Source organism: Rhabdobacter roseus (genome assembly GCF_014202275.1).
GTDB lineage: Bacteria > Bacteroidota > Bacteroidia > Cytophagales > Spirosomataceae > Rhabdobacter > Rhabdobacter roseus.
The window spans coordinates 146,098-164,175 of record NZ_JACHGF010000003.1 but is presented as its reverse complement, the minus strand read 5'-3'; the positions used below and the strand labels follow the sequence as shown (position 1 = coordinate 164,175).

At 52.8% G+C, this 18,078-nt stretch carries 12 protein-coding genes; all 12 read left to right on the top strand.

Annotation, left to right across the window (positions count from 1 at the left end; all coding sequences use genetic code 11):
* Nucleotides 1-72 precede the first annotated feature (72 nt).
* The 12 genes from HNQ92_RS10695 (at nt 73) to HNQ92_RS10640 (ending at nt 17,762) form a co-directional block, all read left to right on the top strand.
* On the top strand, nt 73-825 hold the full coding sequence (locus HNQ92_RS10695; protein ID WP_184174019.1) for an SDR family NAD(P)-dependent oxidoreductase: 753 nt from the start codon (nt 73-75) through the stop codon (nt 823-825).
* A 3-nt stretch (nt 826-828) separates the two neighbouring features.
* The gene (locus tag HNQ92_RS10690) at nt 829-2,049 is read left to right on the top strand and encodes an MFS transporter (protein WP_184174018.1); all 1,221 of its coding nucleotides are present in this window, start codon (nt 829-831) and stop codon (nt 2,047-2,049) included.
* Nucleotides 2,046-3,215, top strand: coding sequence for a galactonate dehydratase (gene dgoD / locus HNQ92_RS10685; protein WP_184174017.1), 1,170 nt, complete (start codon nt 2,046-2,048; stop codon nt 3,213-3,215). Before HNQ92_RS10690 ends, dgoD begins: the two co-directional genes overlap by 4 nt.
* Before the next feature lie 52 nt (nt 3,216-3,267).
* On the top strand, nt 3,268-5,472 hold the full coding sequence (locus tag HNQ92_RS10680) for a DUF6259 domain-containing protein (RefSeq protein WP_184174016.1): 2,205 nt from the start codon (nt 3,268-3,270) through the stop codon (nt 5,470-5,472).
* 460 nt (nt 5,473-5,932) lie between these two features.
* Complete coding sequence (locus HNQ92_RS10675; protein ID WP_184174015.1) at nt 5,933-8,083, top strand: hypothetical protein; 2,151 nt, start codon at nt 5,933-5,935, stop codon at nt 8,081-8,083.
* A 78-nt stretch (nt 8,084-8,161) separates the two neighbouring features.
* A complete protein-coding gene (locus HNQ92_RS10670; protein ID WP_184174014.1) occupies nt 8,162-8,659 on the top strand; it encodes a hypothetical protein in 498 nt (165 codons plus the stop codon).
* 307 nt (nt 8,660-8,966) lie between these two features.
* The gene (locus tag HNQ92_RS10665; protein WP_184174013.1) at nt 8,967-9,743 is read left to right on the top strand and encodes a hypothetical protein; all 777 of its coding nucleotides are present in this window, start codon (nt 8,967-8,969) and stop codon (nt 9,741-9,743) included.
* A gap of 35 nt (nt 9,744-9,778) precedes the next feature.
* Complete coding sequence (locus HNQ92_RS10660) at nt 9,779-11,335, top strand: sulfatase family protein (protein ID WP_184174012.1); 1,557 nt, start codon at nt 9,779-9,781, stop codon at nt 11,333-11,335.
* 450 nt (nt 11,336-11,785) lie between these two features.
* Nucleotides 11,786-13,891, top strand: coding sequence for a right-handed parallel beta-helix repeat-containing protein (locus HNQ92_RS10655; RefSeq protein ID WP_184174011.1), 2,106 nt, complete (start codon nt 11,786-11,788; stop codon nt 13,889-13,891).
* A gap of 96 nt (nt 13,892-13,987) precedes the next feature.
* Nucleotides 13,988-15,235 carry an SGNH/GDSL hydrolase family protein gene (locus tag HNQ92_RS10650; protein WP_184174010.1) on the top strand — a complete coding sequence of 416 codons (1,248 nt, stop codon included), beginning with the start codon at nt 13,988-13,990 and terminating at the stop codon, nt 15,233-15,235.
* A gap of 215 nt (nt 15,236-15,450) precedes the next feature.
* Nucleotides 15,451-17,358, top strand: a complete 1,908-nt coding sequence (locus HNQ92_RS10645) for a PAS domain S-box protein (RefSeq protein WP_184174009.1) — start codon at nt 15,451-15,453, stop codon at nt 17,356-17,358.
* Complete coding sequence (locus HNQ92_RS10640; RefSeq protein ID WP_184174008.1) at nt 17,355-17,762, top strand: response regulator; 408 nt, start codon at nt 17,355-17,357, stop codon at nt 17,760-17,762. Before HNQ92_RS10645 ends, HNQ92_RS10640 begins: the two co-directional genes overlap by 4 nt.
* Nucleotides 17,763-18,078: the final 316 nt, after the last annotated feature.

Sequence of the window (18,078 nt, the reverse complement as noted above, 5' to 3'; positions counted from 1 at the left end):
TCTGTTTGAAAAAAAATAAAAGTACAAATTGCCAAAATAGAATCGTGTTCAAACGTCTCATGATCCACGTTCATGTTAGAATTAGAAGGTAAAATAGCGCTCGTAACGGGCTCGGCCCGGGGTATTGGCAAAGGGATCGCCCTTACGCTGGCCGAAAAAGGGGCGGATATTATTCTCAATGATAAAAAACCCAACCTGGAAGGCGACGTAGTAGCCGCGCGCATTGCCGAAATGGGCCGCCGGGTCACCCTCATCCAGGCCGACGTGAGTGTAGAGGAGGAGGTCAGGGCGATGTTTCAGCAAATCAAGACCGACTTCGGGCGGCTGGATATTTTGGTCAATAACGCGGGTACCTCGCAGGCCAAAACCATCTTCGAGGCCAGCACCGACGACTGGAACTACCTCCTCAGTACCAACCTCACCAGCTGTTTCCTTTGTGCCAAAGAGGCCATGGAGCTCATGTCGGGCCAGCGGTCGGGCCGTATTGTCAACATCAGCTCGGTGGTAGGGGAGCAGGGAGCGCTGTTTGGCCACGTCCACTACGCCGCCACCAAGAGCGGCATGTTGGGCTTTACCAAAACCCTGGCCCGCACGGCCGCCCCGCTGGGTATTACGGTCAACGCCATTGCGCCGGGCATCATCGAAACCGAACTGCTGCTGAAAACCCACGGCCCCGAGGGTATCGAGAAGCTGAGCGAGTCGGTGCCGCTGGGGCTAGGTACCCCCCGGCAAATCGGCCTGGCCGTGGCGTTTCTGTGCGGCGAGGGCGGCAACTACATCACGGGTACCACCCTCGACATCAACGGCGGGATGTACATGCGCTAGCCTATGAAAGATACTTGGTATAAATGGGAACTACTGTTTTGGCTCTGGCTGGCTTTTTTCTTCAACCAGGCCGACCGCCAGATCTTCAACGTCGTGCTGCCCCTCATCAAGGCCGACTTGCAACTGACCGACGCGCAGCTGGGCCTGGTGGCGTCGCTCTTCGTGCTGGTGATTGGTCTCTGCATTCCGGTGGCGGGCGTCGTGGGCGATCGCTTCAACCGCAAGACGATCCTGTGCGTGAGCCTGCTGGTATGGAGCGCGGCTACCTTCGTCACCGGAATAAGTACCCTGCTGTGGCACCTGATCTTCCTCCGAAGTATCGCGGTAGGTGGGGGAGAAGCCTTTTACGCGCCCGCCGCCAACGCCCTCCTGGGCGACCACCACACCAAAAGCCGGGCCGTGGCGCTGTCCATTCACCAGACTGCCCTGTACGCGGGCGTGGTACTGAGCGGCTGGCTGGGTGCCTGGCTCGGCGAGCGCTACGGCTGGAAAACTACTTTCTACGTCTTTGGTGGTGTAGGCGTGGGGCTGGCGGGGCTGCTGATGCTACGCCTGCGCAGCGCACCCGCCCGTGCTACAGGTACCTTGGAGGTACCCGACTGGCGGGCGGGCATCCGGGCGTTTGCCGCCGAGCCCCGCGCCTGGCTGCTGACGGCCGCCTTTGCGGGCATGGTGCTGGTCAACGTAGGGTACCTTACCTGGATGCCCACTTTTCTGCACGAGCAGTTTCGCCTGTCGCTGACCCAGGCGGGCTTTCATTCCATGTTTTACCACCACCTCTTCGCGTTCTTTGGGGTGCTTTTGGGTGGCCTGGGCTCCGACCGGCTGGCGCGCCGTAGCGCCCGGGGACGGCTGGTCCTTCAGGCGTGCGCCCTGCTGCTGGGGGTACCTTTCATCTGGTACATGGGCCAAAGTACCTCCCTGACGGGTACCTACGTGGCGCTGGCCGCCTTTGGCTTCTGCCGGGGCGTGTACGACGCCAACATTTACGCTACGCTCTTCGATGTGGTAGCACCCGCCTATCGGGCTACCTCGTCGGGGCTCATGGCCATGGCGGCTTTTCTGGTGGGCTCCTTGTCGCCGTATTTGCTGGGCGTCATGAAACCTACCTGGGGGCTGTCGGGCGGGTTGTCGAGCCTGAGTGTGGCCTACCTGGTGGCGGGTATTTGCGTAGCCATTACCTGGTTTATTTCTTCTTCCAAAAAAGCAACGACGTTCGTATGATCATCAAAAAAATAGAAACCTACATCTGCCACGCCTACCGCACCAACTGGGTTTTTGTGCGGGTCATGACAGACGTGGACGGCCTCTACGGCGTGGGCGAAGCGACCCTTGAATACAAAGAACTGACAGTGGCGCAGGCCTGCCAGGAGCTGGAGCGCCTCCTGGTGGGGAAAGATCCACGCAACATCGAGGCCCTCTGGCACCAAGTGTACCGCGACGCCTACTGGCGCGGTGGGCCGGTACTCATGAGCGCGCTTTCGGCCGTGGAAATGGCGCTGTGGGATATTTTGGGCAAAGAGCTGAACGTACCCGTGTACCAGCTGCTGGGCGGCAAAGTGCGCGACCAAGTACCCTGCTACGCCAATGGGTGGTTTGCCCCGGCCCGCACGCCCGACGAATTTGCCGAAAAGGCCGCGCAGGCCATCCAGCAGGGTTTCAAGGCCCTCAAGTGGGACCCCTTCGGCTCGGCCTACCTCACCATCGACCAGGGTACTTTGCGGCAGGCGCTCGACTGCGTGGCGGCGGTGCGGGAGGCCACCAGGGGCAAGGCGGATCTGATCATCGAAGGCCACGGGCGGTTCGACGTACCCACGGCCGTCCGGATCGGGCAGGCGCTGGGTACGTTTGATATTCTTTGGTTTGAAGAACCCCTGCCCCCGCAAAACCTCGAAGGCCTGGCCGAAGTGAAGCGGCGGGTGCCGGTACCCATTTCGGCGGGCGAGCGGCTCTACAACCGCTGGGAGTTCCGGTCGCTGTTCGAGCTCAAAGCCGCCGACTACATCCAGCCGGACGTCTCGCACGCCGGGGGTATCAGCGAGCTGCGCAAAATCGCCGCCTGGGCCGAAGCCTACCACATTCCTATTTGTCCGCACAACCCCAGCGGCCCGGTGGCCAACGCCGCCACGCTGCAACTGGCCGCCTGCACGCCCAACTTTTACCTGCTCGAAACCATGAGCAGCGACGTACCCTGGCGCGCCGAAATCAGCACGGAGCAGGTACGTTTCGAGCAGGGCGAGATGGTCATACCCGACCGCCCCGGTCTGGGCATCGATCTCAACCTGGAAGCCCTGAAAAAGTACCCCTACGAGCCCCGCGAGCTGCGCCACTACCAGGGTACCCTCACCGACATCCGCCCCGCCAACGCCCAATCCTATTTTCAAAACTGAGTATTGTAAAGTACCTTAAGCAATAGGTACTTTACCTAAACCTTTTACCACGATGACTAATCCACTGCGCGCTTTTTTTACGCCCTCTCCACTACCTGTTCGTTACTGCCTGCTAGGGGTACTTTGGGCCCTGGGGGGTACTTTGAACGCCCAGCCCTACCAACTCAAGAGCGCAGAAGGTACCTTGGAAATCAGCGCGCAGGGTACCTTTACGCTCCGTCCCGGCCAGGCGGGCCTGCCTACGCTGACTTCCGTCAACAAAGACTGGTGGCTGGTGCAGCTGTGGTTGCCGGATCACCGTGGCTTCGCGGGGCAGACCGTCAACGTGAAGGCTGGAGCGCAGACGCCGCAGTTTCAAGCGCGCGACAACGGCCTGCGGATTTCGTACCCGGAACTCAGGCAGGGAAACCAGGTCTATCAAGTAGCGCTCACGCTGGACATCGCCGTGGTCGACGACGCCTTCCAGATCAGCGGCAGCATCAACAATCAGGAGAAAAGCTGGGTGGTACGGACCGTGCAACTACCCGACTGGGAAAGTACCCCCACGGAAGCCGACTCCCTAACGCTCTACTGGCCCGTGGGCCTGGGCCAGCGCTTCACCGACCTCTCTACCCTGGGCAGCCGCTCCTTCAACTACCCCAGCGGCTCGGGTACCATGCCTTGGTTTACGCTGACCAATCGCCGGGGCGGACTATACGTAGCCAGCCACGACCCCCAGCGCGGGGCCAAGCGCCTCAGCGCGACCTACAACCAGGACAAAAAGGCGTTTTCGTTTTCCGTGCAGCAGCATCCCTTTTGTGCGGGCGGTCAGGAAGTACCCCTCACGCCGGTGGTGATCCGTCCCTACGCGGGCGAGTGGTACCAGGCGGCCCGCCTTTACCGGAGCTGGTTCGATCAGCACCTCCAGCCTGTGCCCATTCCCGAATGGGTGCGCGGCAACTCCGGCTGGCTGCTCGCCATTTTGAAGCAACAAAACGGCGACGTGATGTGGGACTACAACAGCCTCGGCCAACTGGCCGACGTCGCCGACGCCTGGAACCTGGACGTGCTCGGCCTCTTCGGCTGGGCCCACGGCGGCCACGACTACCTCTATCCCGACTACTTCCCCGACCCGCTCATGGGAGGTACTTCGGCGCTCAAAAAGGGCATTCAGGACGCCAAGAACAAGGGCAAGCGCGTGGTACTTTACGCCAACGGGCAGCTCATCGACACCGGCACGGAGTACTACCGCTACAACGGCAACGAGGTCATCATGGTCAACGAGCAGCGCCTGCCGTACACCTCGGCCATCCGCAAATTCCACAGCGCCACGCCGGTTACCTTTGTGCTGGCTTGCAACGCCAGCGTCGGCTGGCGCAAGCGCATGTTGGAGCTGGCCGAGCAGGCCAACGCCCTGGGGGCCGACGGTATTCTGTACGACCAGCTGGGCGTGCAGGGGCCCATCCAGTGCTTCGATACCACCCACCTGCACCAGACCCCGGCCACGGCCTACACCACCGGCCGTTACGAGCTGCTCAAGGACATAGCCGACCACATGCGCGCCAAAAACCCGGACTTTGTCATCATGTCGGAGGGCTTCTTCGACGGCCTGCGCGAGAGCATCGCCTACCACCACGGCTGGGGCGAAGGCTACAATTTCAGCAATCCATTCACGGCCGAAACCGAAGATACCACCGACCTCACGACCCTGATGAAGCGGCGCGTGACCTACCCGGAGCTTTTCCGCTACACCTTTCCGGAGGTAGTTGCTACCCAGCGCCACGCCACGCCCATGCAAAACCGCCTCAACGCCAACTACGCGGCGCTCTACGGCCTGCGCCACGAGCTCGAAAGCCGCTACCGGGCCGACGTACAGTACCTCCTGCACGACTCCCTCCCCGGCCCCGCCGCCTACGCCGATCCCGCCTACTACACCCCCGACGTACCCATGATGCAAAGTACCCCGCCCACCGTGGCCCGCAGCTACATGCAGCTGTTGCTGGCCTTTCAGCGGCGCTTTGCCCGTATGGTGTGGGAAGGTACCTTCATCGACACCGAGGGCATCACCGTATCCACCGACGCCGTGCTGGCCAAAGGCTACCGCCACGGCGACCAGGTGGGCGTCATGCTCTGGAACTTCACCGAAAAGCCGCAGTCCGTGCAGGTAACCGTGCAAGGCCTGAAAGCCCAGGAAGCCCACGAGCCCGAAGCCGGTAACGTACGGCCCGACCAGCTCATGCCGCCACAGTCGGTCAGGCTGGTGTTGTTTGGGAAGTAGATTGGGGAGATGAGGTACTTAGGGTAAGGAATGAGAGAGCACATTAAGGGTAAAGATACCTAAACAGCCAGCTTGGGAGAGTTTTATTGATAAGGGAAAGGGAATAGGTTTGTAAAGTACCCTGGTGCATTTCTCTTGTTTAAGCTGATGGAGTCTTGCCTGCGCAAGAGTTTACAAGCTAACTCACTAATCAATAGTAAATGTACGCGTATTTATGTATTGTTGCAAAAAAGCGGCAACACAAAATGCGCTATGCTTTTTTTTCGGGCTATAAAGACCATAGATTGCAAATATAATATTAATAGTTGATACATAAGTTTTATATGCGAACGGATATAAAATATGGAAAGGTTTACAGGGGACGAAAAATTTGACTTGATCCCTAAAATACGCATATATTTATGAAATGATATATAAACGAGGATGATACTTTAATCATTAAATCTATAAAAAATAATAAATGAAACTATTTAAAATATTTTTAGCCTCACCAGGCGATACAGAACCTGAAAGACTGGCGGCAGAAGCAGCCGTTGATGAAATTAATAAATCAATAGGTTCAAGGGATAATTTCAGACTTGAATTGTTAAAATGGGAGAGTGATACATATCCGTCTGTTGGAGAGGACGGACAAGATGTGATCAATAGACAAATTGGAAATGATTACCAAATTTTCATTGGTATAATGTGGAAAAAGTTTGGTTCGCCAACAAGAAGAAGCGGTTCTGGAACAGAAGAGGAGTTTCGACTAGCTTATACTAAATACACAAAGGAAGGCGATATTCAAATAATGTTCTATTTTAATTCATCACCTATTCCACAAGACTCAGATTTAATACAAGCTCAAAAAGTTAAAGACTTTAGAAGAGAAATAGAAGGATTAGGGGCGTACCATAAGACATTTGATTCAACAAGTGATTTTGAAAAGAAACTTAGAATGGATTTAGTGCGCTATGTTAAAGATGCGCTAAGAGAAGAAAATAAGATAATTGAATTAGTGCCTGATGCGAAAAAAAATAATCTACATGTAATACCTGAAATAAAGGATAGTTTCAAAGAGTTTTTAAATAGTTTTGAAGCAATATTTGCTCATAGTAAAGTAGATAAATTGCAACTAGAAGATATTTATATTCCACCCGACCTTAAAGACTTGAATAATGGAAAGAAGTCTACAATATCTAAGATTGAAAATCTAGATGATTTGACAAGTGCTATTGACGTAGAAGGGATAAAGTTTGTATTTGTTGGACATGATTTAGCGGGTAAGTCTGCAAATTGTAAATATCTATTTCAAAAATATTTTGAACTCGGACTTTACCCAGTTCTAATAAATGGGACAGACTTTGGCTCTAATATACGCCATGAAGTAATACAAAATATTATAAATAATAAAATATCGGAACAGTATGAAACATCTTTTCAGCTTTCAGAAATTGATATTACAAGAGTTATAATCATCATTGACGATTTTCATAAATCAACTAAAGGAAAAAACAAATACTGGCCTGTATTAATGAATAATTTAGAGAAGGTTTATAGCAATATTATTATTACAGGTAATGCATTGATGATTATTGAGAATTTAAATAAACAAGACCCTTTCAAAAATTTTAAACTTTATGCCATTCTAGAATTTGGGCCTAAGTTTCGATACGATTTGGTTAATAAATGGAATACGATTGGGGTTGAATCGCGCTTTCAAGATCATAATGAGATTCTTAGAAAAAATGATGCTTGTATTTCTTATATAAAATCTATTATTGGGAAGAATTATGTTCCATCCTATCCCTTTTACTTGCTTTCTATATTACAAGCGCTTGAGAGTGGGAATATTCAAAACCCTAATTACTCGATACACGGTTTTTATTATGAAGTCTTAATAAACGAATGTTTCAACAAAGCAATTAAAGACAGAAAAGAAATTAGTCTTTATTATAACTACTTAACGCAATTTTGTTTCTTTCTATTTGAGCAAGGCGTAAAAGATGTTTCTCTTGATGAGTTTGATGCGTTTCATAAAATGTATTGTGAAAAGCATGATTTGGTGTATCGTAAAGATGTAATTCTTGAAACATTTGATGCTGCTAAATTGCTCTATGTAAATAGTCGTGTTTATATTAACGAGAAATACGTTTACTACTTTTTTGTGGCAAAATATATTGCTAATGAAATTGCTAACAAGAGAGAAATAAAGGAACTTGTGACAAAAATGTGCTTACGTTTGTTTCGAGATGAATATGCGAGTATCATAATGTTTGTAACACATCTTTCAAAAGATAACTTTATAATTAGTGAGCTAATTAAAATTGCAAATTCATTACTGCCTGAAGCAGATGTGGCGCAATTGCAAGACGAAATAAAAGAAATTAACGAGTTAGTGGAGAAAATACCTCAACAGGTTTTGGAAATTGTGAATGTTGATAAACAGAGGAGTGCAGACCTTCAAGAGCAGGAAGAAAATGAAAGACTTGAAATGGAACTTGACGAAGAAGAGACAGATTATGATAGCTTTTCACTAGAGGATGATATTTCAACCATAGATTTTCTTGCAAAAATTACAGGAGCATTAAAGACAATTGATATCTTAGGGCAAGTCGCCAAGAAACATTGAGGAGAATTAGATGGAGAGCAAAAACTAAATTTAGTTGTTACTACTTATAATGTTGGATTAAAAACATTGGATTTTTATTTGCAATTACTTCAAAAAAATTCTAGAGATATTGTTGAGCATATAAGCCAGCTAATCAGGGAGAAACACTTTAGAGATAGGAATAGTTTAGAAAAAGGAGTTGAAGAAGCCTCAAAGAGTTTTGTGTTCAGGCTCTGTTTTATGACATCATTTGGCATAACGAAAAGAATTTCAAATGCAATTGGGTACGACAAATTAAAAAATAGTTTTGATAAAGCACTTGAAGCACAGCCATACAATTCGGTGAAATTAATCGATCTAGCAATTAAGCTAAGTTATTCAAATATAGTTTCACATATCGATATTATTGAAAAATATAAGGATGATATGGAGAAAAATAAATTGAGCGTTGTTGTACTACAAAATCTCGTAATAGACTATATGTATATGTTCGATGTAGACTATAAAACAAGAAGTAGAATATGTAGTAAGTTAGGCATTAGCGTCCAAGAACAGCGTAAAATAGATCATATTTCAACAATTAAAAGAAAAAAGTAGATAGGAATTAATGAAGATATAAATGTTATTTGTAGTTAAAGGTTTGGTTAATAATTTTACTCTACTGGCTATATATTGAAATGTTCTAGTTGAATAAATCTAAAATACACCATAACTTATTTTAAGTGAAGAGCTAATGGTTATTTGCTAAGAGTGATTTGTGGAAATAGGCAAGTTTTTAAGTAGGGAATGATGAGATATTTTCAAAATACTTATGATAAGTGTCTGAAAATGAGCCTTTTTTACAGATCTACAACCAAATAATCTGCCATTTTTAATCTGACTCATTATTGTTCAATATTTAAAAATGAAAAGACTACTCCACCTTGGATTTATTTTACTTCTTTCTTGCCATAGCCAAACGGAAACCCAGACGGGAGTTGAAAAAGAACAGCCGATAGCGGAGGCTGAAAAGACGGAACAGGAAAATTATCAGGTAGCCTGGGAAGGGAAGATCAACGAAAAGACAGCGGTTTTTCTTCATTATCAAATCCAAGATGAAGTGGTGGTGGGTGAGCTAACCTATGTAGATACAAAAGAAAAAGTACCCATTAGAATCATTGGCACGACGGACGAAGGCGGAGATTTTAGACTTATGGAGTTTGATAAAACGGGGAATATAACCGGAATACTAACCGGTACGTCCAGCGGCGAAGTATTTACGGGTCATTGGTTTTCGCCAAAAACCAGGAAAGAATGGACTTTGACCATGAGCAAGGTCGATACGCTGATACGAGCCGAACGAATAGAAACGAGCGTAGAGAATATCACCGGCGCCTACCATTATCAATACACCGAAGCCGGTCGCCAGGGCGATTTGGACATTGCACAAGTGAGCCCAGGTCACATGTCGTTCGGTATTTTTTCGGTAACGGAAGACCCCGCGCGCAATATGGCGCAAATAGAAACGGATACGGTCAGAGCGGCCACCGATTTTATTTACAAAGTACCCGAAAGCGATGACTGTGCATTTAGAATTCGATTTTTTAAAGAATTTGCCTTTGTAAACTACACAAAAGGCTACTGCGAAGGCATGTTTGGACACAATGCCACCATCGATGGGGTGTTTTATAAAGTGAAGTAAATGAAGGTACTTTTTCCCTAAACCCACTTTATTGAATGAATAGAAGGCATTTTTTTAAAACAACGGGTACCTTGTCGATGGCCAGCCTGGCGCTGCCGGGTTTGCTAGGTACTTTGCTGAAAGAGGAGAAAGCATTCCGCCATATTGTATTCATCATCGGCGACGACCACTCCACCGACGTGCTGGGCTGCTACGGGAATCCGCGCATCCGCACGCCCCACCTCGACGAAATGGCCCGGCGGGGGGTACGCTTCACGCACGCGTTTGCCAACTCGCCCGTGTGTACGCCCTCGCGGCAGTCGTTCCTGACCGGCAAACTACCCCACGCCACGGGCGTTACGCTGCTGCAAACGCCCTTTCCCGAAGAGCAAACGACCCTGGCCGACCACCTCAAGCCGCTGGGTTTCACGAGCGCCGTCATCGGGAAAAATCATTTTAATAATAAATTAAACCACGGCTTCGACCACAGGATCGAAGGCCGCGAGTACCTGGCCCACCGCCAGGCGCACCCGCCGCGCAAAATCCCCGACGAGCTGCGTACCAAAGGTACCTGGCGGCCTTTCAAGGATCCGGCGCGGATCTGGCTCAACGCCGACGCGCTGCCCGCGCCCTACTACGATGCCGACGCCGAGGGTACTTTCTACGCCAACCAGGCGGTGGAGTTTATTCAAAAACACCGCGACGGGCGCTTTTGCCTGTGGCTGGGCTTTAAAGAGCCGCACTCGCCCTTTGACTTCCCCATCGAGTACACGGGCCAGTACAAGCCCGAAGACATGGTGCTGCCGCAGGGGAGTCCCGAGGACGACCGCTGGATTCCGCTGGTATTCAAAGACCTGACCGACGACGAGAAGCGGGGCATCATTGCGGCCTACTACACCTCCGTCACCTACCTCGACAAAAACGTGGGCCTGGTGCTGAACGCCCTGCGCGAGCAGCAGCTGGAGCAGGACACCATCGTGGTGTACATCGGCGACCACGGGTACCTGCTCAACGACCACAAGCGCTTCGAGAAGCACACCATGTGGGAGCCCGCCGTGAAAGCCCCGCTGCTGATCCAGACGGGCGGGCGGCTGGGCGCCAACCGCACCAGTGACGCCCTGGTGGAGTTTATCGACCTGGTACCTACCCTGACCGAAGCCGTGGGGGTGAAGTCCATCGAGGGCGTGCAGGGCAAGAGTCTGGTACCGCTCCTGAAGCAGGCGGAAAAACGGGCTGGTGAAAAACACCAACCCGGCAAGGAACACCGGGAGTACGTTTTCTCCGAATTCCTGGTGGATAATAAAGTGATGCTGCGCAGCCGCGACTGGAAGTACGTATTCACCAGCGGCAAAAGCGACCTGGGCCAAGGCTACGAAACCGGCCACGGCGCGCCGGGCATCACGCACTGGCTCTACGACCTGAAAAACGACCCCCACGAAACCCGCAACCTGGCTCCCTCGGGCCGCCACGACCGCCTGATCCAGACCATGCAGCGCGAGCTGATCGCCCGCTTCCGCGCCACCCACCCCTACCAGCACCAGGTACCTAAAAACCTACCGTTGGTGGAGCAGCTGGTGCGGTTCTGCGAGCCGGTGGAGGAAATGGGGAAGTAGGGGAGAGCACCAGGCCCTGGTACTTTTGAGGGTACCTATCTTTGGTAAGGTACCGGCAGATTTGAGCGAAATGTACTTCTGTAGAAAATTTTGTTACCAACCACCCTGACCCGACCGCCGAGTGGCTTGCGAATGTATAAAGTAACGCGAGCGAGGCGATACGTAATCATGAATGCATGAAGTGCCGTAGGCACGCGATATTTATAGCCAAGGTACCTCAAGACTCCGGCCGCGTGCCTTTGGGTACGCAACAAGTGGTAGTGACGTACCCAAAAGCACGCGAGGTACTTTTATCAACCACAGCCTAGCGCCCGGCGGCCCGGTACCCCGGCGGCCGGAAACATTCAACCGATAAGCGCAGCGGTTTCATTAAAAAACCAGCCCGCTAACCAAGTATGCTTCCGGCTTTGCTCCCCTTTATGGGTAGTCAATCGTTTCTTTTCCTTTTTTATGAAATCCTTTTTCCTGTACCTCTCTTGGCTGTGGCTAGGCCTGGCCGCCAGTGCCTTTTCCCAGCAACTCTACGTAGCCCCCACGGGCAGCGACCAAAACCCCGGCACGGCCGAAAGACCCCTGGCCACGCTGCAAGGCGCGCGCGACAAGGCCCGCCAGCTACGCCGGGCGTCGGCTCCGGCGCGGCCCATTGAGGTGGTGGTGCGGGCCGGTACCTACTGGATGGCCGAGCCGCTGCGGCTCACTACCGAAGACTCGGGTACCGAGGCCAGTCCGCTGGTGTTTCGGGGTGAGGGGAGTGAGGCCCCCGTCTTCTACGGAGGGATGTCCATAGGTACTTTTGAGAAAATCTCGGATAGCCTCTGGAAGGCCGACGTACCCGAGGTGCGCCGCTACGGCTGGCGCTTTGAGCAGCTCTACGTCAACGGCCAGCGCGCTACCCGCGCCCAAACGGAGGGTTTCTTTCAGCCCCGGCGCGTCACCGAGACCGTCCTGGATTCCGCCCGCATCTACCGGGCCGACCTGGCCGTGCAGCGCATTGCCCTACCGCCGGAAAGTACCCGCTGGCTGGCGGGGCTGTCGCCCGCGGAACTGCACGACGTGGTCATTACCTTTTACCACAATTGGGACAATACCCGCAAGTACATCGCGGGCTTTAGTGCCGCCGATACGGCCCTGTACGTGGTGGGTGAGGGCATGAAGCCCTGGAACAAGATCAACGCCAAGTCGCTCTTTGTGTTTGAAAACCTCAAAGCCGCCCTGGATGCGCCCGGCGAGTGGTACCTGGAGCGCTCAGGTACCCTCTACTACCGGCCCCGTCCCGGCGAGCGCCCCGACCAAATGACTGCCCTGGCTCCCCTGAACGAAAAATTTGTGATCATTGCGGGCGACGAAAAAACCGGAAAACGGGTGCAGCACCTGCGGTTCGAGAACCTGTCGTTCCAGGTAGCCAGCTACCAGATGCCCGCCACCGGCGTAGACCCTACCCAGGCAGCGGCCCCCATCGAAGCGGCCATTCAGCTGGATTTCGCCGACCACGTGTCGTTTGTGAACTGCGAAGTAGCCCACACGGGCGGGAGTGGGATCTGGTTTCGGCGGGCCTGCGCCAACGGCCGCGTGGAGCGCTGCTACCTGCACGACCTCGGAGCCAGTGGCGTCAAGATTGGTGAAACGACGCTACGACCCAAGGCCGACGAAATTTCGCACCACATCGCGGTGGACAACAACATCGTGCGGTCGGGGGGGCACGTGTTTCCCTGCGCGGTGGCGCTCATTATTTTTCACGGCCACGATAACGAGCTTACCCACAACGAGGTGGCCGACTTCCGCTATTCGGGCGTGTCGGTGGGTTGGATCTGGGGCTACAAGCATTCGCCGTCCAAGCGCAACCGCGTGGCTTACAACCACATCCATCATCTGGGCTGGGGGGTACTTAGCGACATGGGCGGGGTGTATACGCTGGGGCCGTCGGAAGGTACCGTCGTGAACAACAACGTGATCCACCACGTGTACTCGTTCGACTACGGCGGCTGGGGCCTCTACACCGACGAAGGCTCTACGGGCGTGGTGATGGAGAACAACCTGGTGTACCAGTGCAAAAATTCGGGCTTTCACCAGCACTACGGCAAGGAGAACCTCATCCGCAACAACATCTTTGCCAACAACCTCCGGGCGCAGCTCCAGGCCACGCGGGTGGAGGAGCACCAGTCGTTTGCCTTCACCAACAACATCGTCTACTACGGCTCAGGTACCTTGCTGCTCAACAAGTGGTACCAGATCAACCTCGCCTCCGACCAGAACCTCTACTGGGACACGCGCCCCGGCGCCCAGGTACTTTTCAACAAGCAAACCCTGGCCGAGTGGCAGGCCGCGGGCAAGGACAAGAATTCCGTCGTGGCCGATCCGGGTTTTGCCAATCCCGCGGCCTTTGATTTTACCATCAAAAACCCCAAGGTACTTCGCAAGATCAACTTCAAGCCCTTCGATTACCAGCAGGCGGGGGTGTACGGCTCCGACGCCTGGAAAAAGAAAGCCGCGTTTGACCCGGCCCTGGCGACGGCCTTTGACCGCATCGTGCAGCAACGGGAATCGAGCGGAAAGTAAAGCAAACGCTCGCCTCGATTTGCAATCGGGGCGGACTCCTCTAGCGTTTTTAACGCCACTATTAAGGTAATTTAACGAAATAAGTCCCTCAGCCTCATGCAAAAACTCCTCCTCTTCCTCCTGCTCAGCTACGGGTACCTGAGTGCCCAGGACTTTTCCCGCGCGCAGGAATACCAGCCGCGGGCGGGGCTGCCGAATTTTTTCCAGAAGCTGCGCCAAGGCGATTCCGTCCGGATTGCCTACTTGGGCGGAAGCATCACCGAGGCGGGCGGGGGCTGGCGGGAGCAGTCGCTGGCGAAGCTACGAGCGGCCTACCCGCAGGCCAAGCTCACCCACCGCAACGCGGGCGTGGGCGGCACAGGCTCCAACCTGGGCGTGTTCCGGCTCCGCGACGAGGTACTTGGCTTCCGTCCCGACCTGGTGTTTGTGGAGTTTGCGGTCAATGACCACGGCCTCGCGCCCGAGGCCATCGAGCGGGCGGTGGAGGGCATCGTGCGGCAAACCTGGCGGGCGCTGCCGCGGGCGGATATTTGCCTGGTGTATACGGTCAATGTCCACGGGCGGGAAGAGCTGGCGCAGGGTACTTTCTCGCGGGCCATCCAGGCCATGGAGCGCGTGGCGCGGCATTACCAGGTACCTTCCATCCACCTGGGCATGGAGGTACTTGCCAGAGAAAAAGCCGGGACGCTCGTTTTTCAGGCTCCCAAGGGGCAGCATCCGGCGGGCAAAATCACCTTTACCGAAGACGGTACCCACCCGCTGCCCGAAGGCCACGCCATCTACGCCGAGGTAGTGGCCAGGTACCTGGCGGCCATGCCGGGACTGGGCCGGACCGGGAAGCACAAACTACCCCCGCCGCTCCGCGCCGATCACTGGGAGCAGGCCCAGTGGGCCGACGCAGCGCGGGCCCAGCGCACCGGTACCTGGACCGACGTAGCCACCGCCACCGACTCGCTCACCAAAACCCTGAGCCACCGCGTGGCGCATTTCCTGCGCACGGACGATCCGGCGGCCACGCTCACCGTTCGGTTTCGGGGTACTATCCTGGGCCTCTACGATGTGCTGGGCCCGACGGCGGGGCATGTACAAATACAAATCGACGACCAGCCACCGCGGCTGATCCCGCGCTTCGACAAGTACTGTACCTACTACCGTATGAACTTCTTCGTGCTCGATTCGCTGCCGGAGGGGGTACATACCGTTACGTTTTCAAGGGCTCCTGAGCCCCCCGACAAAGCCGTCATCCTGGCCGAGCGCGGGTCGGTCGTGGACGATCCGGCCCGCTACCAAAGTACCTACTTCATGCCCGCCCGGCTGCTGCTGGTAGGTACCTGGCTGGATTGAGCTGACTTGCCCGGAAGGGTTTAGCAATAAGTCACTTAACCCATCTGTGAATAACGGTGACAAATCGATATTTTTGTACGGTTTGCCTATACGTTTACACCAGAAGGAGCTTTCTTTTCTATTTAAATCCCTGTATCTTTGTCATCGGTTTTCATTAATCTAGCGGTGTTTTTCGTAGTCTATTCCAACCGGGTAGCCGGGGAGAATCTATTTATATGGATATTGACCACCCCTTACTGCTACAAAGTATTCGTGAAGCAATACTGTTGCTGGATGCCGACGGGTATATTTCCTATGCCAATCAAGCTACCATGACCCTTACGGGTTTTACCGCTCCGGAGCTGCTAAATCAACATTTTTCTCTCTTGTACCCCGACCGACAGGATGTCCTCAAAAGGGAGTATGAATTGAGTCAAGCTCAGAAAAAAGGGACGTTTATAGACCAGAGTTGGAAGATCAAAAAGGATGGCACCCTCTTCTGGGGCGAGCTAAGCTTATGGCCGGTGTACGATGCCCGCCAATTGCTGGCCGGTTTCAGTATTTTGCTACGGGATAATTCGGAGAAAAAGAAAAGAGAGCTTGAGGCTCAGGAGCGAGAAATGCGTTATCGTCTACTGGTAGAAGGGATGAAGGATTACGCCATTTTTTTGCTTGATCCGCAGGGTCGCATCATGACCTGGAATGAAGGCGGGCAGCGCCTTAAAGGGTATAGCGCTCCGGAGATCATCGGAAAAAATTTTTCCGTTTTTTACCAATCTTCCGAACTTGAAAAGCGGCAGCCCGAAAGAGAATTAAAACACGCTCAGGAGACGGGAAAGTACGAGGGAGAAGGCTGGCGGGTGAAAAAAAACGGCTCGGTTTTCTGGGCGCACCAGCTAATCACGGCTCTCTACAACGAGCAGAATCAGCTGATTGGCTTTTCAAAAGTGACCCGCGATCTAACCGAATACAAAGAGAGAGAAGAAATTTTGCGCCAAAGTGAAGAACGTTACCGCCTGCTGGTAGAGCAGGTGACGGACTACGCGATCTTCATGCTGGACGAAAAAGGCAAAATCATCAGCTGGAACGAAGGCGCCCGGCGAATCAAAGGATATAGCGCCGAGGAGATCATCGGCAAGTACTTTTCTATTTTTTATCCCGAAGAAGATATTCAGGCGGGCAAACCACCAACCGAACTAAGGATTGCGAGTACCGAGGGCAAATACGAAGAAGAAGGATGGAGGATTCGCCGCGATGGAAGCCGTTTTTGGGCCACGGTGGTGATCACCGCCGTGTACAACACCCAGCAAGTACTCATTGGGTTCTCGAAAGTAACCCGCGACCTGACGGAACGCAAAGCAGGCGAGAAAGCTCTGCGCGACAGCCACGATCGCTACCGCCGCCTGACCCGCGAACTGGAGGGGATCACCACCGAGCTATCGTTTAAAAACCAGGAGTTGGAACAATTTACCTCCATTGTTTCCCATGATCTGCAGGAGCCCGTTCGAACCATTAAAAGCTTTTTGACGCTCATTGAACGGAAATTGGACGCTACGGCAGATGAGGCCTTATGGGGTTACATCCAGAAGGCCTTGCTTACCGCGAACCGGATGCGGGAATTGATTCAGTATCTGTTGCACTATACGCAGCTGGGTAAAGAGGAGCTAGCCATCCAAACCGTTTCCTTCCAGGAGCTGGTCCAACAGGCCATGCAAAACCTAAAAACGGCTTTGGAGTCCAGCGGGGCGGAAATTAGCGTAGAAACGGAAGTGGACGTGCTCACCGGAGATCCGGTGCAACTGGTGCAGTTAATACAGAACCTACTGAGCAACGCGCTGAAGTTTATGGACACCCAGCCGCCGCGGATTCATATTGGCTGTACCCAAACGGAGGGGCAGATTCAAGTTGCCATAAAAGACAATGGCATTGGTATTGCCCAGGAAAATCTGACCAAAATCTTTGAAATTTTCCGACGGCTGCATACCAAACAAAAATACGAGGGTACAGGAATTGGATTGGCCATTTGCAAGAAGATTGTCGACCGACATGGCGGACGCATTTGGCCTGAATCCGAACCCGGCCAGGGTACCACCTTTTATTTTACACTTCCTGCACGAAGTACTTTGAACCAAGTAACCTTATGAAAAAGTACAAAATCATTCTGGTAGAAAATGACGAAGACGAGCGGTTCTTCATGAAAGAAGGGTTTCACGAGGCGGGCTTGTTTGATATCCTGGCGGAGGCGGAGAATGGGGATGAACTCCTGGCGTGGCTGACGCACCCTGAACGTACTTTACCCGACGTGATTTTATCAGATCTGAATATGCCCGGTAAGAACGGCTACGATATTCTGGCATTCATGAAGGCCAATCCGATCTACGCGTCTATCCCGATTATCATTACTTCTACGTCCTCGACCCCGGCGTTTAGGGAGCAATGCCTGGCTTTGGGAGCGACCGATTATATGACCAAACCGGACACCTTTGTTGAGTATGCTCCTTTTGCCCGGACCTTGTACCGGCGGATCGAGGAGAAAAAAGGAGTATGATTGTTTAAATTACGTTTCCGCCGCGCTGAGCCCTCGGCATTGCGATACGTTATGTCAGGGCCGGGCAGACTTAAACGAGTTACTTCTTCGTCTATCTTTCGATGATTCAATAGAATAGTCCCCGCAGGGGTACTACCTTCTACCACCAGTCCGGAAAGCCAGAAGTACCCCTGCTGAAGGTCATTGGCGGGGAGCATAACTAACCCGGCGACATCAACGTGTACCTGGAATCCTGGGCGTTTTTCAAACGACAGTTTCCATAACCGGCCGTTTCAACGCGTTTCTTTTTTTCTGAAAATACATTGGCTGCCACCGC